A 21,030-nucleotide genomic window follows, 5' to 3' on the forward strand; every position below is an offset into this window, starting at 1 on the left:
AGGGCGGAAGGAAGATGGATGAGACGGAATTTAATAAGATCCTGCAACTGATTTCAATGATTTCGTCGGGAGCGGAAGGTTATGTTAGGGCTGCTTTTGCCGATGGGGCTGTGTCGGTTATGTACTATGGGGAATCAGGTCCCAATCAAGGTGTCTTCTGTCTGGTGGAGGGAGCGGATTGCGTCATTGCCTATGCAGTTTTCAGGCAGTGCGGCCAGCCCGATGTATTATTGGAGGTGATGGAGAGCGAGATTAACCCCTATTTACAGGCAAGCGAAGAGAGGGAGATCTGCTTTAATGTATACGGGAGAAATACGGAGATCGTTCAGTTCGTGAGAGGGCTGGGGTTTTCATCAGACATCGAAGGTTATCAGCTGAGGTATGCCGGGAACCATCCGGTTGAAGCGGAGCCCGCTGCTTTATTGCAGGAAGGGGGATTTACGCCGGAGATGCTGGAGTCCTTCATTGCCTTGTTTGATGGGGCGTATGAGCAGTTGAATAGAGATAACGGTTGGGACACGGACCAGTACCGGCGGGAGCCGGAACCCTTTTTGGCGACACTTGCCGCTTACGAAGCGGAGTCCCGGGTCCGTTCATTTTGGATACGAGGCTCTTTAGTGGGTGCTTATATTACGGAAGGGGAATATATCTGCGATATTGTTGTAGCGCCGGAGTACCAGAACCGCGGGTATGGCGGAATTATTCTGAAGCACTGCATCAACCGTATGAGAGAGCAGGGTGACGGGAATATTTTTTTGCGGGTGGCCGGAAGCAATGCCGGAGCCAAGAGACTCTATGAGCGAAATCACTTCGTTGAAACCGCCTGTTTTGCCGAGCATACCTACCGCCGCTAGAAAGAGCTTTTGTTCAAATATAAGAATTTATATGTTTCACGCTATAAATTATCCTTCTATTTCTCGCTGAAACGGATACCGTCCTTTGAGGACGGCGAAGCCGTTTCCACTTGATGATTATCGCTATTGTATTCGTTGCAAAGGAAGATGACCTATGAGTATAGATAACAGTAAATTGACCGAACTGATAAAAGATACAATATACTGCTTCATTTCCCCGGATATTCAAGTACTGGGTATTGAGAATATTCCTGTAGGCGCGGGATCACAGGCAGTTGGATTGTCGCGGCATAAAATAAATTGGAAAATGACAGCTGAAAATGAAACCGGTCCCACCGGAACAGCAACAACTATCTCTCTTGAGGTACCGGGCATCTACCTGTATTCCAAGCAAGCCACCTTTATTGAGCGGTCGGCACTGTCCAGATTATATTCACAGGCAGCGAATGTGCCGTACAGCTTATCGAACCATCCGCTGAACGAGGGCCGCAGTTTGCTGGTTATTCAGGACGTGGACGTTGATACGGATTACGCCAAGCTGGATATTGCACCCATTCAGGACAGAGAAATGTTGGCGCTGGCCTATATTCATCGGGCCAATATGGGATGCAGGGAAGATTTGCCGTGGCTGCCTATGGTTGATGAGGCCTATATTGCAGAAATAATCAATGAGAAATGGAGATATTCGTGGAATTTCGCTAAGGACAATCCGGCATTTGAGAGGACGTTTGGGCTGAATGTCATCTCCGGAATAGAGGAAGCCGCCGATGGCATCGTTGAGGAGATGTCTGCTGTGATCAATGATGCAAGTACTCATACGATGATCCACAATGATCTTAATCCCGGCAACGTATTGGTGCATAACAATGAGAACGTGTATTTTATTGACTGGGAGGAAGCCCGCTACGGCTCACTGTTTATGGACATTCCGATGCGGTGCGGCAGCCTGCAGCAGGCCAGTGCTTACCGGACCTATCTGGGCAATTTCGGCTTAGACATTCCAGAGCCACGTTATGCAAAGCTGTTCTCCATAGCTTCCCGATACTTGGGGCTCCGTTTTATGTGCTGGAACCTTGGGGTGTGGGAGCATAATGAGCAAGCGAAAGCGGATTTGCTAAAATACATGAAGATGGTGACCCAGCCTTTATTCAGTTCATAAGCAGCAGACGGTGAATCCTCCTTAACCGTTCTGGGTAAGTATTAGTGTATAGATTGAGCTTGAGAATTACATTTAGGAAAGAGTGGCGGCCGGAAGTCCAAATATTCTCTGGAGTCACGGACAATCCTAAAATAGAAGAATTATAAGTTCAATTTATATAGAGGGAAATTAGGAGGGATACGTTTGGGTAATCCGCTGAAAGAACTTAAGAAAAGTATCGACGGCTTGAAGCAGTCGCTGGATGGTGTTAAACATTCGGTAGACGGCTTAAAGGAGCCGGTGGATGAGATCAAGGCCAATATTCAGGAGACTAAGGATGAGGTGAAAATGCGGTCGGATAGTGTGAAATCCGAGGTGCAGCGGATGAAGGCATTCGTAGAGGAGACCAAAGAGGTGCTCGGTGAGGTTAAGGAAACGATTACGTCGGCCGCCGATGTTCTGTATACGCAGAAGCGTTATAAACGTCTGCTGAACCGGAAAAGAAAAGTAGGAAGCGGGAGCGCAGCACGCCGTAAGAAGGCTGCAGCTGTTTGGCGATCATAGATTTTTTTGGACAATCCCCGAAAAAGAAGACGTAAGAGACTAACGGCAATCCTCCGTTACTTTCTTACGTCTTTTTAATAGAAGTATTATTGGCAGCTTAAGGGAGTACTACACTCATGCTTTCCAAGGAGTCTGCCACGAACACGGGCAAGCCTGTATCTGTCTCTACGTATTCGAAACTGTTCAAGAACTGACCGCTCACCAGGGCTAACCCCGTAACCGATCCGGTATTTCCCTGAAGGACAATAAGACGTCCATCGGAGCTTGCAACGGATCTGCCCGAAGAATCAATATATATATCGCAGTGAAGGGTAACCTTCTCAAAGGGATGAAGCTCCAGCTCGATAGCGGAAATCTGTGGATATTCCTGTTCCTGATGAATCTCGGAGAACTGGTAGACGCCCTCTGTTAATCGGTATACCGCGGTCAGGCCGTCTCCACCATTGTCTACAATTGCATTTTCAACGTAAATAGCATGATCATCCGGCTGCAGCGTATAGCTGTTTCCGGCAAACGAGAAGAGCTGGGAGATTCCCTCCGGCTTAATCTGATAGGCAGTAAAAGAGGTGCGCCCATCCTCACGGCTGCTCTCGGCGACGACCACAGGCACTTCGGAGAGGGCTGACAGCTTATCATCAAAAGCAAGACTGCGGAGATTCTCGAAGCCCGCAATGACTTCACCGGTCCTTGTCGAGACAATCCCGTCCTCGCTCATATCCGCAAAGTAGAGGACTCCGCTGCTGTCTGTTCCGGCTACGGCCACCTTGGCTCCGTATCTTCCGGTGACGGAGACAACATGGGCATATTTGCCCTGCTCCTCACCGCCCGGTAGCAGGCGGACAGGCTCCGCAGCATTCCAGGCGATCCTGGCGGCGGCAATGTCTTCTGCAGTGTCCTGAAGTCCGGTGAGGTCGCTGTACAGCTGGATCGCTTCAGCATATTGGCCGCCGCGGACCAAACGTGCGGCGCTCTTCATCAGCTTCGCTAAGCTGCTGTCTATTAACGTAAGCACCTTGGATGAATCAATGCCGGCAGAGGCAGCATATTTGCGGTAGCTTACGGCATGCCCGGTAAAGGCGGCATAGGAATCACTGTCCAGATCGCCGCTGAGCATCTTCTTTGCGCTGGCCTCAGTTTGCTCCTGTACCCATGAGGCATTATAGGTGTGGCTGTTGTAGGCATCCATCATGGACAAGGCGGAATTCAGCAGAGCATCGAAGCTTCCAGCCGCCGCCAGCTCCTTGAGCTTAACCGTATCATGAGCTTGGAAGGACCCGGCCAGCAGCTTCTCCTTGGCTGGGCTCCCTCCATAAAAGGCATCGGGAATCCGCAGCAGATTCCACTTGAAGCTGTCCCCGCTGTCTTCATTGCCGCTGCCGCTTTGACTGGCCCCCAGTTCGGTAAGAAACTGGCTCTTGAACTGCTGGAACCCGGCTGAGAACTGGCCGGAAAGGCCTGAATCCGCCGACAACTGGCGATAATAGGATTCATAAGACCCTCCCGGCTGCATATACTCAGTTTTCAGGCTAAGCAAAGCAGCATAACTCTCCATGAACCCGGTAAAATCCTTTGTATCCAGCTGCTGGGACACTTTTAATACCAGTGTCTTGAGCCCGCTGCGGATCGCTGTTATTGGAGCCAGCTCCTTGAGCTTCGCTGCAACCTCGTCTTCCTTATAGAGGATGGAAGGGTTCGCCGCTGCCAGGCGGTACTGGTTCTCTGCGGCAATCAGATCGCCGGCGGCATACAGCCGGTCGCCTTCATGCACGGCCTTAATCTTGTCTTCGATTCTAAATGCCTTCTGTCCAAGCAGAATAAGGATGAATGTACACAAAATGATCAATATATTCCGCAGGGATATGGCTTGTTTAAACGTCATATTATAGTAGCCCCTTTCTCGCGGAGCCGGTACCGTCCTGACTTTGGACGGTGCAGCCGCTTCTTCTTGTTTAAAGTACTATTAAATATTGCAGTACTTTACTCAAGATTCAGGGTCCCACCGGTATTTGGCTTCACGGACTTCCGCCACCTTAAGATCCAGGCCGTTCCAGGCTTCATAGGGGCTGGCGGAGATCAGCCTGGATAAGCGCAGGAAACGGTCCTTGGGCAGATCCTGTATGTATCTTCCGATCATTCCGGAGTAGAGCAGCGCGTAACGCTTCAGGCGTACAGCCGCTCCGGCGACACCGACCAGGATGGCCGCACCTTTATCCATTTCAAGAATCTGAGCTTCATAATTCTTCACATAGCGCAGCGTACGGTCTTTGATAAGGTCAGGGCGGACCTTGGCGATTTCGCCGATATATTCTGCGAGCAGTGGCTCGAAATCCTTCAGCAACAGCTGTTCAAGCTCCAGGTACATATCTTTACGCAGCTGGAAACCGTGCAGAAGGGCAATACGCTGGCGGGCAATCCGGTCGCCGCGCAGCAGGATGGAAATTTCGCGCAGCTTCTCGTAGGCCAGCACATCATTCTCGCGCAGTACGGATACAGCCTCCTGACGGTTGATTTCCAGGCCCTCCTTGATGTTAATGATATTTCGTCCCAGCAGTTCATTGAGGGCATAAAGATTCTGGTTCTGCCTTACCTTCCGCTGCGTATAGAATAGAAGTCCGGCTAGAACGACTCCTCCGGCAGCGCACAGCACCATCTGCTGCAAGCTCTCGCCGAAATAGACCGAGACCAGGGTGAGCAGCAGGATGAGCAGCAGGCGGGTGTGCATTTTGCGTCCTGCGATGGAGGTGGCCTGCTTCTCCACCGGAGTCAGGGCGGCACGTCCGCATTTGCCGCAGCGCTCTTCGCCTAGTGCGGTATAACGGCCGCAATGGCGGCAGACGCGCAGGTTATCATGCGCATAACGCGGAGCCTTGAAAGGCCGGAAAGTTACGGGTTTCTTCTTATTCACGGGCAGGATCGCCTCCATTCAGTGCGGCGAGCAGCCTCTCGTCAATGTCGTCACGGGTAAGCGGCTTGCGCTGGCGTGAAGCATACAAGGAGATCTGAATTACGGCATATAGAAACGTAATCCCGAGAATGACGTATGAAATCATGGAACTCTTCCTTTCTTCTTGGAAGTACAGCGGTCTGGAGGGGCTGATAGAATGACGATTCTATGCACCCGGTTGCCGGTCCTGCGGTCCTAAAGTTGAAGTTTACAAGGTTTAATTATATCATAATGGCATACTATTTACAGATTTTAGCTATACCGTTACCCTGCCGCATAACCCGAATATAACACAAGAGGAGCCATCTTTATGCTTCGTACACATTTACACCTAAGAAGAACAAGTCCAACGATGCTGCAGCGTGTTGTACCTTTACTGCTGCTGATTCTGTTCATGGCCGCTGCGCCCTTTGCGACATTGCAGGCCAGCGCTGCAACATCTGCCGCGCCATCTCATATTGACGCCGTACTGCTGATTGATGTCAGCAACTCCATGAATAAGAGTGACAAGAACAAGATCGCGAACGAAGCGATGAAAATGTTTATAGATATGCTGTCTGCCCAAGGCGACAAGGTCGGTATCGTAGCCTACACCGATAAGGTGCAGCGGGAGAAGGCGCTGCTGCAAATCAGCTCTGCCAGTGATAAGCAGGACCTCAAGGATTTCATCGACGGTTTAAGCCGCGGGGCGTATACGGATATCGCCGTAGGGATGGAAGAGGCCGTCAAGGTGCTGGAGAATGGCAGTGACCCGGGTCATGAGCCAATGATCGTCATGCTGGCTGACGGCAACAATGATTTGGATGAATCAAGCGGCCGGACCCAGAGCCAGTCGGATCAGGAACTGGATGCTGCCATAGAAACAGCCAAGCAGAAAGGATACCCGGTTTATACTATAGGGCTCAATGCTGATGGCAAGCTGAATAAAGAAATTCTGGCAGGCCTGTCTGACAAGACAGGCGGCAAGGCATTCACAACGGATTCGGCCGATGATCTGCCGCAGATCCTAAGTGAAATTTTTGCCAGCCATTTGAAGCTGAAGGTCGTGCCTGTACAGTCGATTACGGCGAACGGAAGCTATCAGGAGGTTACGGTCAATGTTCCTAACAGCAGTGTGCTGGAAGCGAATATATCCATTATGTCCTCCCAGCCGGTTACCGCGAAGCTGACGGATCCTTCGGGAAAATCTATAGCTATCCCGTCGGACGATGTCCTGCTGTCCAAATCGAGCAGCTATAGCCTGATCAAGCTGATCTCGCCGGAGCAGGGGGACTGGAAGCTCCAGGTGAAGGGTGTGCCGAAGGATAAGATCGATATCAATCTCGTATTCAACTATGATCTGGAGCTTAAGATCGATGCGCTGCCTTCCGCCGCAACTTACAAGAAGGGCGATAAAGTTGAGATTTCCTCGCACCTGTTCAGCAATGGTGCTCAGGTAACGCTCAGTAATTTGTATCAAGATATGAAGGCGGTACTGCTCGCCACGGATCTGGATACAGGCGATGTGCAGGAGATTCCGCTGGATAACTCCGCAGCGGTCTTCAAAGGCACCTTTGAACTCAAGGACAGCCATGAGTATGAGCTGAAGGTCCGGGCGGAGGAGAGCAGCTTCTACCGTGAGAGTGACGTGCTCAAGATCAACGCCAAGACGGGGACGGTTGCTACAAGCCCACCGGCAGCGGGAACAAAGCCGGGTGGTGAAGAACCTGCTCTGGAGAAGTCTTCCTCAAAGACGCCATATTTTATCATTGGGGGCATCGTGCTGCTGCTCGCTGCGGCTGTTGCGTTCTGGCTGTTGCGCAAGAATTCGACCCGAGGTTTTGTAGGGCAGATGGTGGTGGAGGTACTCGACGGGAATACCGGAGAGAAGACCTATCCACAGTACAAGAAGCTTTCGGCGTTCCGGGGGAAATTCACCCTTCACCAATTGCTGCAGCTGGCACCGGAGCTGAAGGAGAGCGAGAAGCTCGTCTTCACACCGGGCAAGAATGACCGCCTGCTGCTGCGCGGCGGGGAAGGTATATCCGTGGAAAGATCGGGCCGTGTGGCCGATACCTCGCGCGGACTAGAATTGAAGAGCGGCGACCGTATTTCCGTGGCGCTGCAGACGGTAGATAAGACGATTTTGCTGGAGTATTTAATATAAGGCTGAGAAGTTAGTGGTATGGGGAGTTCCTGTAACTGGAATTTTTCAAATTGACTAGGGGGAAAACCTATGAAACCGGTAGTGAGAGAGCATATTCAGCAATTGGATGTATCGCTTGGCGGAGGGATCGTCAGCGACAAAATCAGAGTAGACACGATCGATAATCCGATCCTGATCATCGGCCTCGGCGGCACGGGCATTGATGCCCTGCTGCGCTTGAAATACCAGATCAACCGCCGCTTCAAGCTGCCGGAAGATCCGCTCTCCAAGAAGAAACGCGACAAGCCGGACAATGTGGAATTTTTGGCATTTGAGACCAATGAGCAGGACCGCGGTAAAAAATACAAAGGCATCGGCCTCGATCCGCAGAATGAATTTGTGCTGCTGGCCAATGCCGAGATCGGCGGACTGCTGCAGAACCGCAGCATTCTCGACCCGTATATTACAGAATGGCTGTCACCTGAGCTGAGCATTACCGACGGAATGAACGGTGCCGCAGGGGTACGCCAGGCTGGACGGCTGCTGCTGTTTACGAAGATCAACCAGGTTGTGGGCGCCATCGACAAGAAGATCAAGACGCTGTCCGTCGGCACCAGCAAGAAGCTGATGGTATTCCTGCTCACCGGTCTGTCCGGGGGAACAGGAAGCGGCTCGTTCCTTGATATTGCTTATATCGTGCGCGGGATTATAGAACGCGACTACGGCGCGGCCGGTGTTGACCGGGTGAACACACTGGGATATCTGTTCACGCCGGACGTGAACCTGGCAAACAAGAGCCTCAGCGAGCATACGCGCGAATATATCCGCAAGAACGGGTATGCGGCGCTCAAAGAGCTGGATTACTGGATGAATGTGGACAGCCGGGGTGAACGGTTCCGCCAGCAATACGGCAATATACTGACGGTTAATTCGCCGCTGCCTCCGTTCAATCTGTGCCATCTGATCTCGGCGACCAATACCGAAGGCAAGCTGCTGGAGAACGCCTATGATTATTGCATGAATGTAACTGCGGAGAATATCACGAACTTTATGGCCAGCGAGGAAAAGCAGTCGGGTGAGGAATTTGCGATCCACGACTATATCAGCAACATCCGCACGAACATTGCGCAGATGAACAAGACCTATCCGGCCAACTATGAATACAACATTATCGGGGCCTCTTCCGCAGTTCTGCCGATAGAGGAAATGACCACCTATCTGGCTTTCCGCCTGTTCGACAAGATGGACAAGATGTTCCAGCAGGCACCGGGGCAGGAGGATGTGGAGAAGCTGGCCCGCAAGCTGGGCATCGACCTCGACACCATGATCAAAACCTTTGAATCCCGTGTGCCGGAGCCGCTGCCCGGCTACCAGAACAGTGAACGTCTGGGCCATGCCAATGTGATCAAGAACCAGGTCGTCGACATGGATACGGAGCTGGAGCAGAACTTCCTGTCCCGGGCGCGTGAAGAATATATCAAGGCCAAGAAGCAGCTGCCGGGCGAAATCACCGGACGTTTCGGTGAGGAACTGGAGCGAATCTTCCTTCATCCTGAGCAGGGACCGTTTTATGTCTCTCGCCTGCTTTATACCGAGAAGGGCTTCTGTATTCTGAAGCTGATCCAGTCCTATATCGAAGCGCTGCGTGAGAGCCTGCTGAGACTTCCGCGCGATATCGAGACGGCGCAGGAGAGTGCGGAGGAGAAGCTGGGCGATGCGCGGAGCGCTTTTGTCTCCAAGGAAAAGAAGAAAAACGCCTATATCGAAGCCAAAATCAACGAGTACTGGCTGCATGCTGATGTGGAGCGCACGGAGCAGATGATCGAATTCTACGAGGACCTGTTTGAGCTTCTGAATGAAGAAAACAACCGGATTTATGGTGTGTTTACGGAGATTCTCAGTGCGCTCAGCACGATCTTTGAGAAGAACGGCGATATTTTGATTAACGGTGAAGAGCAGGCCGACCATAAAGGCAACAAAACCTACTACTGGAATATCGTCAATGTGCCGGATATTTCGGCGACGATCTCGAAGGTAATGGACCAGAAGGACGGTGATGACCTGATCCGTGACTTCACGCGGGAAATGCTGAAGCATTCCGGCCGCTGGGTCAAAGAACAGGAGATCGACATTGTGCGTTCCATCTCCGAATTCCTGAGCGATAAGTTCGGCGATCTCATTACCCGTTCGATGGAGGATTTCCTGGTCATGAAATACGGCCGCGAGGAGCCGCTGGATAAGTTCGTGGAGCGGATTATCGCCGGACGCCTGGATGAGGACGCCGTGCCGATTTTCCATCTCAGCAACAGCTCCGGCAGCCTGCACTTCCCGTCGTGGGGATTCGTATCTGTGCCGGTTAAGGCACCGGGCATCCTGAAGGGGATCCGCAATTATCAGAATAATGCGCTGGGCAAATCGCAGTTTACGATCAAGGAAAGCCAGGTGAAGAACCGGATTTTCTGGCTGAATACGCGCAATGGGGTACCGCTGTTTGTGTATACGCCGCTGCGGGTGTTCGAGGAGAACTATGAGCGGACCATCCTCGACAAGGAAGGCATTGGCCGCCATCTGGTGATGACTGACAAGAACAACTGGACCTACCTGCCGTCCCCGATTCCGGAAAAATCATGGGGCGATACCTACGTCAACGCCCGTGTGCGTGATTACAACGCCAGAGTTCGCGCCGATTTCGCGAAAGCACTGGAGAGCGGGGTTATTATCGAAAAAGGGCTGGATGAAAATACGAGCAGCCGGTTCTCGGTCGTGTTCACCAAGCCGTTCGACTTGGCTAAATTCCTGAGCGGCTATGATCTGCAGCTTGACTCCTCGCGTCCGAATCTTGGTGAAGTGAAGAAGGCAACCGACGAGCTGAAGGCGCTGCGCCAGAATGGGCTGGAGCGCGAAGGGATCAAGGATATCTTTGGCAGCATTAATAAGGAACTGGCCCAGGAGAATCTGATCCGTTCCCCGCAGCTGATTACCCGTGTGCGTGAAGAGCTGGCGAAGTACGAGGCGCTGACCGCGAAGGCGGCTGAGCTTGAGGCACTGCTGCATCAATATATCGACGAAGACAAATGGCTGGATCAGTTCATCGAAGCCTTGTACACCGATACGATCACCAAAAAAGGCGCGCTTTACGTCTATGACCGTGACGAGGACGAAGATGCCTGGGAACCCTTTGCCAACTTAATGAAGGAACGCAGCTATGTGGAGTATGCGGTATACCGCCATTTCCGCTCGCTGGATGAGAAGAGCCGCAGTCTGCTGCTGCGCAAGGCGGCCCGCCGCGCCGGTGAAATGACCGCTGCGGAGGATGTCACCCCGCTGCTCTACAAGCTGGAAGGCATGTATGTCTCCTTCCTGGAGGCGCGTGACAGTCTGGAATATGAGCGGGTGGAGCATGCGGACGGCGATGAAATGTACAGCTTCTACAAGAGCCTGACCGGCAAGCTTGGCAGCATCCGCAGAAAGCTGAAGTAAGCCTATGATTAAAGCACAAGCATTAAGTTATGCCCAGCAATATGCGGCACAGGAAGAGGCGCAGCGCAGCAAAGGGGATGGACGCAGCAGCATCCATTACCCGGCCTTGTTTCTGTTCCTGGGCGACAAGGTATCACCGGCCATTGGACCGGTGCTGGACAGCTGCGAACGGAAATGGGATAATGCCGGCGGCGTGATGGCACTGCATGCAGCGCCTGCAGGCGGCAAGGAACAGGGCCACAGTCAGGTGCAGGGCGGTGAAGGCGGAAGGGAGCGGGTGATGAGCATGGCCCTGCCGGAAACGGCGGGGCGCGATCCCCGCACGGTCCGCCATGACATCTACCGCGAATTTCACGAAGACAGCCGTTATTTGGCTGGGATGAACCGGACCCTCCGGCAGCTCGGCAACAGCATAGCGGATTATGGGCGGCTGTATTCTTCCTTTGACGTCATCCATTTGTCCATCATTACGCGGGTCGATGACCCGCTTAATGTGCTGCTGCCGGAAGTTGCCCTGCTGGCCCGAGCAGTGCTCGGGCAGTCGTTCAAGTCGGTGCAGACCGACCTTTACGCCCTGATCAACGAGCGGGAGCAGGGGGAGAATTTCGGGTATTCCAGTTCGGTAGGGCTGGCTTTTCTGCGTGAGCTGGACGGGATGCAGCTTACGGACTATACGTTCAAAGCGCCGCTGCTTGTAACCGAAGAAGGGCTGTCTATTCCGGTCGCCCATGGCCCCTCCGCCTTGTTCGATCTCGTCTATCTGCTCTCTGATAAGAACGAGCGGGGGATGATGTCCCCGCATGGCATGGACGATAATTATGAGATTATCGCCCATATCAGCCTGCTGAAGAACCGTGTGCGGCCTTCCACGGACCACGCAACTGGACATGGCGGCTATAACAATATGACCTTTAAGAGCGGCATCAGGGGCAGTACGGGAAGGCAGGGGTATGCATCCGCCGGCTTTTCCGCCGTTCGCAGACCCAATAAGCAGATTGCGCTGACGGTGCTGTACCACGCTTTCCGCTATCTTGCGGAAGAACTGCGCGGAGGCAGCGCTGCATGGAGTCTGCGTGAGCGGCAGTCGCTGCTTGGGCTAAACCCGGAGGCCTTGCGTGAACGTGCGGCGGCATTGCTGCCGGATGAAGCCGGAATTGCGGAAATGACCGGGCTGATGAGCCACGGACGACCGTCCTTCAGCGAACTGAAGCAGCTGTCGCTGCGCGAAGCGGAGGACCTGCTCTTCGGTGACGGCGGGCAGGCTTATTTCCGCCGCAACTTTGCGGAGGTATCCGCCGGACGCACAGCAGCCGTAAATCCTGCCCGTGAATGGGACGCTGTTCTGGCGGCCCAGGAGACGGCGGTTCCGCCAGTGACGTTCTATCAGCTGGCGGAGTGGACCGCCGGGCAGGGCGAAGCCGGCGGCAGTGTGCTGCATGCGCTGCGCCAGCATATGAACGGCCTGCGCTCAGCGTTATCCTCCGCACAGGAGGAGCTGGAGCGGCTCTACGCGGAAAGCGTGGAGCGCCAGCCGTTCCAGCGGGTGCCGCTGCTGGATAAACGGACGGTGCGCAATTTCATTCATTATTTATTTGAACGGGTCTATGGCGGAAAGTACGAGATTCTGCGTCTTGAGAGCGAGCTTGCGCTCTGCCTCCGATATGATGCCGCACTGGAACAGCTGCACCTGGAGAGCAAGGCTAAGGTGCAGACGATGGAGGCGCTGGAGGAAGAGCTGCGCAGTCTTGCACTGAATAGCATCGGCCGCAGCAACGAGACGGTGGACCGGAACATTATGGAGTATTACCGTACCGTCACGGAAGAGGTCATGAAGGACATGGAAGCGCGCCGTGGTGCCGGCATCTTCTTCAGCGAGCGCTTTATGGGCAGCCTCTCGGAACTGCTCAAGCAAGGCGGAGCGGCAGTCGCGGAACGGCTGATTGAGATCTGCCGGAGGGAACTGCTGGCGGCAGAGCCGTTCGCGCTGCCTTTTGAGGAAGAGCTGCTGCGGCGGGCCAATGTCGCGGCGGCTTATGAGAACCGCGAGATCGTGTCCAAGGAGGAGCTGTTCAAGCGGCTGTACCGGAGCCTGGAAGAGGAGGCGAACATCAATGTCCGCCTGTTCGAATACACGCAGGAGCACCGGCATGAGGAGAAATATTTCTTCGGCGACAGTGCATCCGAGTTCCTGCGCTACGCCTTCGGTGCAGACGAGACGACCCGCATCTACCGGCTCGGCTTCGTGCATGAGCAGCGCCGGAGCGGAGTCGAGAAGCTGAACCTGATGGGCGGTTTCCATCTGGAGGACCTGCTCTATTACCGCAACGGCAAGGTCTACTATGAGACCTACGCCACAAGCGGCTACCGGCTCCACGGCGTTGAAGCTGAGCAGCTCCCGGAGTTGCGTTAAGCCACAGGCACAGAATGGACGGCTGTGTGTGCTTCTCTTCTCAGATGAGCGAGCGTTTCTATTGTAAAAAGTGCAGCAGAACCGCTTGTGTCATCCCCTTACTGTATCAATCCAAGAAGAGACCGTTAGGAGTATGCTCCAGAGTATACTTTTTTTAAAAAGATAAGAATTTATATGCTTCACGCTATAAATTATCCTTCTATTTCTCGCTGAAACGGTTACCGTCCTTTTGAGGACAGCGAAGCCATTTCCACTTGCTAATACTGTAATTTCATAGCCAGGCTCATTGAGTAACATTACAATAAACAAAGGGAGTTCCTTCGCCGCCGTTTTTGCCATGGACTAGAATGCCAACAGCATGACCGGCTGGCTGCTCCGGTAATTATAAATATCAAATTTTAGTTGTTCCCGGAAAGGATGAATAACGATGCAGCGAAAAATCAATCTGCTCCTGTTCTTCTTCAGCCTGCTGGGCGGTGGAGTGGCCTTTGTTCTCGGTGAGCTGCTGCTTAGCCGCAGGCCCTATGACCTGCCGTCGATTGTGCTTGTCGGAATCTATTTTGCCATTGTGGCACTTGGGGTTGGGCTTGGCTGTCTGATTGCGGAGATGATCTCTCCAAGGCTGAACGGCTTGTCCTGGAAGCAGCGTTATCTGGGCTTGTCCTGGAAGCTGCTCCCGCTGACGCTCGTTCTGATGCTTGGAGTAGGCGTTTTAACAGAGTTTGTGTACGAGCTGAACTTCGGCGGAATCAAGCCGATCAAAAATGTCGTAATGGTCATTGATGACTCCGGCAGTATGATGCAGAGTGATCCTGACAACAGCCGCTATGCGGCTGCGGATGCGCTGGTGCGGCAAATGGACGAAGATAATCAGGTGGCTGTAGTAACTTTCAGCGACGAGTCTTCGGTTGTTCAGCCGTTGATTTCACTCTCCAGTTCGGCGAACCGCGAGAAAGTATCGGCTGTAATCAGCAGTTTGCAGACGACGGAGGGCGGGACGAATATCAGCGGTGCACTCACAGAAGCTATGAACGTTATTAACAGTGACGACAAAGCCAGCCGCGGAGCAATGGTAATCCTGCTGTCCGACGGGTTCAGTCAGTTCAATACCGCTACGGAACTCAACGAGTACGTGGAGCGCGGCATCGCGGTTAATACTATTGGACTGGCGCTGGACGATACATCAGGCTCCAATTTGCTGCTAGACATCGCTTCCGTCACCGGCGGGCAATACTATGATGTTACAGATGCGAACCGGCTGGGTGATGTGTTCCAGCAAATTTATGACCGCTTGGGAGACCGGACCTTGCTCACTGAGCGCAGTGATGCGACCGCCGACAGTCCGTATTATGCAGTAGTTCGTATTTTGGCGCTTATGCTGATCGGCATAACTCTGGGCGTTGGCCTTGGTATTGTGTTCGATAACCGCCACCTCGCTAAAAGCTTCGGAGTAGGCGGCGCAGTGTCCGGTCTATTCGCCGGACTGATCCTTGAATTCGGCCTCAGCGGGCATTCTTACTGGGATGCAATCATCCGTCTGATCGCCCTGCTTGTTCTGGCTGCGATTCTCTCCTTGTTCACCTTTGTTGTGCCGGTTGGGGAGGGACGATTATCCCGCAGAGGTGAAAGAAATGCTGCAGCCTCAGCACCGTCATCGGAGGGCTTCCACTCACCGCGCAGAAACAGGGGCAGCAAGGGATTCTAAAAGTATGGACAGCAGATAGGGAACATGCAAAACGATAGGGATAGTGAAAGGAGTTTACAGTCATGAGGTACGCCGAGGCTCATTCCTCCACGCCGGTTATTGCGGATGTGGTCTCCCGGGTGGAGGACCGGTTCTGTACGCTGCGATGGCGCTGGCCGGATGGCGTGCAGGCGGTCTGTATTCACAAGGCCTCTACAGAAGCGCCGGATAGCGGAGAGCTTCCGCCCTCCGGCATGAAGCTGTATACGCGCGAGGAGTACAAAGCGAATAATGGATACCGCGACAGGCTGGATGATATCGGCCAGGTGGTCTATACCATATTTGTCCGGCTCACCGAGAACGGAGAGACCCTGCTGGTGCGCCAGCCGGATGGCGAGAACCGTGCCTTGGTCAGTGCAGGCAAGGCGCGGATTTATTATTCCATCCAGCAGAAAAAAGCACTGTTCGGCAAGCTGAAAACAGTACATATGACGATTTCCGCCGAAGTGCCGGTGCCGAAGGATGTACTGTGCTACGTCAAGAAACGGGGCGGGCATCCGGCTTCTAAAGAGGACGGCATCCTTTTTCCATTTGTGCAGGATTTCCCCGCCGGGAGAAGCGTCCTTCCGCCGATTGAAATCGGCAAGGAGGATTTTGTACGCATCTTTTTCACGGATGGCCGTAAGTACGGATTGTATTATGAGCTGGTGCCGGAGTAATCCGGTGTTGAGCTTGTAATTATGAGTCCGCAGCTTGCTTGGGTCGTAAGTATCTTGAGGTGTAAGCTTCGTACGTCTGTGGTGCGCGCGTTTGCGGGAATGTAAGTAAGTCTGAATGGCCTGCTTTTTGGAGTCTGAAGTGGCTGGAATTGCATTTCGTGCAACTAAAACGATCGATTTCTTCTACTAAGCAGGTTTAATTGTATTTTGTACATCTATATTTCGGGAAAGCCGATAAAGTATGCCATTTGCTCTTCTATAATTGCACAAAGTGCAGGTAAAAGTGGAGCGGTGGGCCTGAGCGTTGATATAGCTGTACAAAGTGCAGTTATCATTAAGCTACATGCGGACGCAGAGCGAGGCAGAGAAGAGTAAAGTAAAGCGAAGCAGTTACAGTAGATTAGACTACAGCAGGTCATAGTAGATCAAATTGTTGGAACTTAGTTTTGTAGGCACTTACTAACAAGTTATGCAGACAGAACTTTTAGGAGGATGAGAGATGTCTTTTTTCAGCCGATTTAAGAAGAAAAATCAGCCGCAGGCGCGGCCGCTTTTTTATGATATTGTCTGTCCGTACTGCTTCACCAAGTTTTCGCCGGAGGACGTTGTTTTTCGGGCCATGCACAGCCGTGAGGATGATGAGAACTATGCGCTCGGCGAAGATGATGCACTGAATAAATACCGTGAGCGTTTCGGCCTCGATACTGTCGATGATATGGAGGCTGTGCTTAATCCGGCTGATATTCCCGAGGAATATCACCACTATACTGATCATGTGCTGACCGGTCTCACCGACCGCTATGGTGTGCTTACGCGCAGACGGCTGTGCCCGTCCTGCCATAATGAGCTCCCTGTGACCGCAGGCAAGGTTCCGAGCAACATTATCTCGATCATCGGCGCTTCCCAGGTCGGGAAGTCGGTGTACATGACCTCGCTGATCCATACGCTGCAGCATACGACGGCTGGGCATTTCGACGCGGCCTGCATGCCATTGAATGCTGAAATCAGCCGCAAGTTCCGCACCCTGTACGAAGAACCGCTGTTTGAGCGCGGTGATTTGCTGGCCTCAACACAGAAGGAGAAGATGCAGGAGCCGTTTATTTTTCAATTTGTGTTCAAGGATGAAGAGAAGCCGCCGCTGACACTGGTGTTCTTCGATGTTGCCGGTGAAGGCATGGTCGATCAGGATTACCTTGGGCTGCACGGCCAGCATATCAAGAACTCCGCGGGAATCCTGTTCATGGTCGATCCGCTGCAGATCCGCTCTATCCGGGAGAAGATCAAGATTAATTACGGCGACCGTCCCGGGGAATGGGTCTCGCAGTATGATGAGCCGCGTGATGTGGTGCTGACGATGTTCGGCGATTTCATCGCCTACCAGGAGAAGAGCAAGACCGATATCCCGACGGCCGTCGTGCTTGCCAAAAGCGACATGCTGCATTCGCTGAAGGATGAAGATGGCGACTACATCAAGTCCAACAGCAATGTATTCAACAACTATGTGCACCGCAACACGCTGAACCTGGATGAATTCCAGAACATCGACGGTGAAATCCGCCGCTTTATCGGCAAGGTAGACCGTCCGTTCAAAGATACGATGGATGTGTATTTTGCCAATACGGGGTATTTTGCCGTCTCCGCGCTGGGCAGCAATCCGGTCAACCAAAAGATAGAGGGTGTCGTCAGCCCGATCCGTGTGGACGAGCCTTTTATCTGGTTGCTGCATAAGCTGAACTATATTGAGGGGAGCGACGGGCCGTGAACAGATTCTCAGGGTCCAGGATCACCCAGCAAATGTATACCCGCGAGCGGCGGGGCGTATACCGGGCAACCGAAGGATTCGATACTGTAGCGAAGTCGGAGAGCCTGGACAATAATTTTGTCAAAAAAATCATTCATCCTTTCTGCCTTTATGATGCCCCGGCTGAGCTGGCGGCGCGCGGCGAAAAAAATGAGAAGCTGTATCCGCCCGCGCTGCATTTATTCCATACGGAAACAAACGACACGGTGATCGGGCAAAGCCGCTATCAGGCGACTGATTTTACCGGGCAGCGGAGTGCTTTTTTTGCCCATAACTTTGTAGTGCCTCCGACACGCGCCGAGGAAATTATTCAGAGCTATGGGGATTGGCTGCATGCCGATTTTGCCGGGAGTTATGAAGGAGAGCTTGGAGGAACCTTGCCGGAGCTGGCCGATATTCCGGCCCTACAGCGTGAAGTACAGGCTGATCCGCTAACGGTGCTGCGCAGTCTCGGGTTCAGCGAAGCATTGTTCAAGGCGCTGCTGCAGGCGGTCATGATCTCTGTGGCAAGCAAGAAAAAAAGTTATGTTGCCCTCGATGTTCCCATCGCAGAGCTGTCGCAGCGGGCGCTGGAGCTTACGGAGATTATTTACGGGGCTTTGCCGTATGATTTCCGCCGCAGGCTAGGGGTACTCACCTATGCAAACGAGCCAAAAAGCCGCAAATATATCGATCTTACCTTTGTAGAAAAAGGCTCGCTCCGCCCCGGAGACCGCAGTATCGAGAAGGATTTCATCTTTGATCTGGCTTCAGGCCGGACCCTGAATGCCGATTTCGGCGACTCGCAGCAGCCTTATGCCGATCTGGTATGGAAAACGCTGAAGAACAAGGGCAGTTTAGATGACTTTGCCCGGTTTGCCGATTCGCTGCTGCTAGGCGAGAATGTGGACCGCAAGCTGCAGTTGGCGCTCTATAATGAGCTGGCGGTTTTTTATGAGATTGAGCAGGGCAATGAAAGCTTGTACACGGAGAACAAAAATGCTGTGCTCAGCGGCCTGCTGTCCTACCTCAAGCCAGAGGGGGCGCTGGAGTCCCGGGTACGGCTGAACGATATGTTCCTGGAGCGCTTCGACCGTGAGTATGACCTGATCCGCCAAAAGGGGATTCCACAGCCGGAGATTATGGAGCGTTTTATGGAGTATTTTGTGCTGAAGGGCCATAATTACCGGGTCAAAGTGGTCGAGTATTTCATCAACGGCATGCTGAATGCCCGGTCTGCGAGCCGGGAGGATACATTGGCTGCGGCTTACACTATCATTGAGAGCAATGACGAGCTGAGTGCAGCCTTTTTCAAAAGAGTGCTGGCCCAGCCTATTTTCCGCAAGGCACTGCTGGAACCGTATATGGAATCCCGGTTGGCTGCTGCAGCCCAATCGTCTGACATTTTACGGTTTGTCGCCCACTGGGGCCGGTTTCTTCCGGAGGCGCTGCAGCAGTCGTTTGTCCGTGATACAATCAGCGATTATTTGCTGGAGAAGCTGCAGCGTGACAAAGATCCGGTTTCGGCGGTGGCCTCGATTCACGACTCTGTAGAGAAGGCGGAAAAAGAGCGCCGCAGAGGCAGCGGGTTCAACCCTGAGGCGCTTTCGCTGCTGAAGGAGCTGATGGCGGCAGCGGACCGCTTCCTGCTGAACCGTGTATCGCTCAGTGAGCTGACACAGGAGCAGCTGCTGGAGATTTCGTTCCTGCGCTACCGGGATACGGCGGACTGGCAGCCGCCGCTTGATTCCATCAGCAGGCAAAAATCCAATGCGCTGCGCGCTGCCTACCGCTGGTTCGGGGAGGAGAATCCGGATGAGGAACTTTTTGCCGGATTGTCACCAAAGGAGCTGGATGATGTACAGCTGCTCGGACGGCGCTGGCTGAAGGAATCGCGAAGTGTAGAGCCGTTCGAGCGCTTGCCGCTCGCTTTCTATCACAATAGTGACCGCGAGAGCGGCCCGCTGGATTATGACGCGCTGCTGGATCTCGTGAAGCGCAAAGCGGACGGCGACAAAGAAACGATATACCGTTTCTTGGCCTGGTCACAGAACAACCGGCTGTTCACGGTGTCGAAGAAGAAGCTGTACCCGGGCTACCGCCGGGCGATTCTAAAGTATTTCCTGAACAGCGACCGTGAAGCCTTCAAAAGCAGGGACTTCCGCAAAAGCTATGTCTCCGCTGCCGGGCCTGCTCTGCAAAATGTATATAACGAAGCCCGCTCCCAGCTGGCTTCGCCGCTGGCGCGGTGGGTTAGCCGCAGCCGATTTCAACTCCTGATCTCCGGCTCCATTCTGGGGATCGTACTGATTGGCGTCATTATCGCCATCAGCCTGCTGCGGCCGGACAGCCCGGACACGGCTCTGCCGGAGGGCAGCCCAGCACCGGACGGCGGCCAGCCGCCTGCTGCCGTGTATCTTAGCGGCAGCGGAGAAGGCACGGGCAGCAGGCTGGTGTTCACCTTTGCTGACGCTGAAGAATGCACCGCCTTTACTCCGGCGGAGATCAGTGTAGCAGCCTCCGGTGGGGATCCGGAGGTTTACAAGGTCACGGCGACGTCGAGCCGATGCCTCGCTCCGTCGCCGGATGCGGGAGCCGCCGGCTTGAACGGCGGCAGTGGAACGGCAACGCCGGATGCGTCAGCCGGAGCAGAAGCCGGCGCGACAGGGAACGCGGATGCCGGAACGGAAGTCGACGCGACGGGGACCGCGAACGCCGGAACAGAAGTCGGCGCGACAGGGAACGCGAACGCTGGAGCAGAAGCCGGCGCGACGGGTAACGCGAACGCCGGAACAGAAGTCGACGCGACGGGTAACGCGAACGCCGGAACAGAAGTCGGCGCGACAGGGAACGCGGACACCGGAACGGAAGCCGGTGCGTCCCCGGCTGTGTCATCCGCGCCTTCGCCGGGCGTGACCGGGGGGGCTTCGTACCAAGTCACTGTGGATCTGGAACCGGGGGCTAAGCTGGCCGAGGGCAACATGATCATCGCGGGCGATTACAAGCTGACTCTGCAGTCGGATCCAGCACTTACGGCAGCCCCTACACCGAGTGCCCAGCCTACTGCAACTGCGACTGCAACGCCTTCGGATGATGGCGGAACAGCAACCGATGCTGCTGAGTAAAGCGATATAAATAGACAAAAATCCTGAACCGCATGTTTTGCCCGGAAAGAGCAGGGTAGATGCGCATTCAGGATTTTTTTCTTTACACTGAGCCCCGGTGTTGGTTATTGCGGATCATACCCAGTAAAGGGGAAATTTCCCTCTAATGTGGACTATAGATTGAGAATAAGTTGTATAAGACGAAATATTACCGCTAAATTATCCGGT

General features: G+C 53.6%; 13 protein-coding genes. 10 read left to right on the forward strand and 3 right to left on the reverse strand.

Going from position 1 to position 21,030, the window contains the following annotated elements:
• Positions 1 to 14: 14 nt before the first annotated feature.
• From H70357_RS04765 to H70357_RS04775, 3 genes are all read left to right on the forward strand, one after another.
• Complete coding sequence (locus H70357_RS04765) at positions 15 to 854, forward strand: GNAT family N-acetyltransferase (protein WP_038586351.1); 840 nt, start codon at positions 15 to 17, stop codon at positions 852 to 854.
• Between the two features lie 154 nt (positions 855 to 1,008).
• Positions 1,009 to 2,013, forward strand: a complete 1,005-nt coding sequence (locus H70357_RS04770; RefSeq protein ID WP_038586353.1) for a phosphotransferase — start codon at positions 1,009 to 1,011, stop codon at positions 2,011 to 2,013.
• Between the two features lie 183 nt (positions 2,014 to 2,196).
• On the forward strand, positions 2,197 to 2,556 hold the full coding sequence (locus H70357_RS04775; protein ID WP_038586356.1) for a DUF948 domain-containing protein: 360 nt from the start codon (positions 2,197 to 2,199) through the stop codon (positions 2,554 to 2,556).
• Between the two features lie 97 nt (positions 2,557 to 2,653).
• On the opposite strand, the gene H70357_RS04780 is transcribed toward H70357_RS04775, so the two are convergent.
• From H70357_RS04780 to H70357_RS35665, 3 genes are all read right to left on the reverse strand, one after another.
• Positions 2,654 to 4,435: a hypothetical protein gene (locus H70357_RS04780; RefSeq protein ID WP_038586359.1), complete on the reverse strand. Its 1,782-nt coding sequence runs from the start codon at positions 4,433 to 4,435 to the stop codon at positions 2,654 to 2,656.
• A 102-nt stretch (positions 4,436 to 4,537) separates the two neighbouring features.
• Positions 4,538 to 5,461: a hypothetical protein gene (locus tag H70357_RS04785; protein WP_052091822.1), complete on the reverse strand. Its 924-nt coding sequence runs from the start codon at positions 5,459 to 5,461 to the stop codon at positions 4,538 to 4,540.
• Complete coding sequence (locus H70357_RS35665) at positions 5,454 to 5,606, reverse strand: hypothetical protein (RefSeq protein ID WP_156130813.1); 153 nt, start codon at positions 5,604 to 5,606, stop codon at positions 5,454 to 5,456. The genes H70357_RS04785 and H70357_RS35665 overlap by 8 nt, the downstream gene beginning before the upstream one ends.
• Positions 5,607 to 5,852: 246 nt before the next feature.
• Between H70357_RS35665 and H70357_RS04790 the strand changes: the two genes are divergently transcribed.
• From H70357_RS04790 to H70357_RS04820, 7 genes are all read left to right on the forward strand, one after another.
• Positions 5,853 to 7,646 carry a vWA domain-containing protein gene (locus H70357_RS04790; protein ID WP_038586364.1) on the forward strand — a complete coding sequence of 598 codons (1,794 nt, stop codon included), beginning with the start codon at positions 5,853 to 5,855 and terminating at the stop codon, positions 7,644 to 7,646.
• Positions 7,647 to 7,715: 69 nt separating this feature from the next.
• Entirely contained in the window at positions 7,716 to 11,105 is a 3,390-nt protein-coding gene (locus H70357_RS04795; RefSeq protein ID WP_038586367.1) for a tubulin-like doman-containing protein, read from the forward strand.
• Between the two features lie 4 nt (positions 11,106 to 11,109).
• Complete coding sequence (locus tag H70357_RS04800) at positions 11,110 to 13,515, forward strand: transcription initiation factor TFIID (protein WP_052091823.1); 2,406 nt, start codon at positions 11,110 to 11,112, stop codon at positions 13,513 to 13,515.
• A gap of 427 nt (positions 13,516 to 13,942) precedes the next feature.
• Positions 13,943 to 15,220, forward strand: a complete 1,278-nt coding sequence (locus H70357_RS04805; protein ID WP_038586370.1) for a VWA domain-containing protein — start codon at positions 13,943 to 13,945, stop codon at positions 15,218 to 15,220.
• Positions 15,221 to 15,282: 62 nt separating this feature from the next.
• Positions 15,283 to 15,918: a hypothetical protein gene (locus tag H70357_RS04810; RefSeq protein WP_038586373.1), complete on the forward strand. Its 636-nt coding sequence runs from the start codon at positions 15,283 to 15,285 to the stop codon at positions 15,916 to 15,918.
• A 499-nt stretch (positions 15,919 to 16,417) separates the two neighbouring features.
• On the forward strand, positions 16,418 to 17,680 hold the full coding sequence (locus H70357_RS04815) for a hypothetical protein (protein ID WP_038586374.1): 1,263 nt from the start codon (positions 16,418 to 16,420) through the stop codon (positions 17,678 to 17,680).
• Positions 17,677 to 20,823: a GAP1-N2 domain-containing protein gene (locus H70357_RS04820; protein ID WP_052091824.1), complete on the forward strand. Its 3,147-nt coding sequence runs from the start codon at positions 17,677 to 17,679 to the stop codon at positions 20,821 to 20,823. Before H70357_RS04815 ends, H70357_RS04820 begins: the two co-directional genes overlap by 4 nt.
• The last annotated feature ends 207 nt before the right edge of the window (positions 20,824 to 21,030 follow it).

Origin of the sequence: Paenibacillus sp. FSL H7-0357 (genome assembly GCF_000758525.1) — a bacterium.
In the GTDB taxonomy this organism is placed as follows: Bacteria; Bacillota; Bacilli; order Paenibacillales; family Paenibacillaceae; genus Paenibacillus_AQ.

Coding starts and splice junctions, on each gene's coding strand:
- H70357_RS04770 (WP_038586353.1), top strand. CDS start 1,009: ATGAGTATAGATAACAGTAAATTGACCGAACTGATAAAAGATACAATA.
- H70357_RS04780 (WP_038586359.1), bottom strand. CDS start 4,435: ATGACGTTTAAACAAGCCATATCCCTGCGGAATATATTGATCATTTTG.
- H70357_RS04795 (WP_038586367.1), top strand. CDS start 7,716: ATGAAACCGGTAGTGAGAGAGCATATTCAGCAATTGGATGTATCGCTT.
- H70357_RS04765 (WP_038586351.1), top strand. CDS start 15: ATGGATGAGACGGAATTTAATAAGATCCTGCAACTGATTTCAATGATT.
- H70357_RS04790 (WP_038586364.1), top strand. CDS start 5,853: ATGCTGCAGCGTGTTGTACCTTTACTGCTGCTGATTCTGTTCATGGCC.
- H70357_RS04800 (WP_052091823.1), top strand. CDS start 11,110: ATGATTAAAGCACAAGCATTAAGTTATGCCCAGCAATATGCGGCACAG.
- H70357_RS04810 (WP_038586373.1), top strand. CDS start 15,283: ATGAGGTACGCCGAGGCTCATTCCTCCACGCCGGTTATTGCGGATGTG.
- H70357_RS04805 (WP_038586370.1), top strand. CDS start 13,943: ATGCAGCGAAAAATCAATCTGCTCCTGTTCTTCTTCAGCCTGCTGGGC.
- H70357_RS04815 (WP_038586374.1), top strand. CDS start 16,418: ATGTCTTTTTTCAGCCGATTTAAGAAGAAAAATCAGCCGCAGGCGCGG.
- H70357_RS35665 (WP_156130813.1), bottom strand. CDS start 5,606: ATGATTTCATACGTCATTCTCGGGATTACGTTTCTATATGCCGTAATT.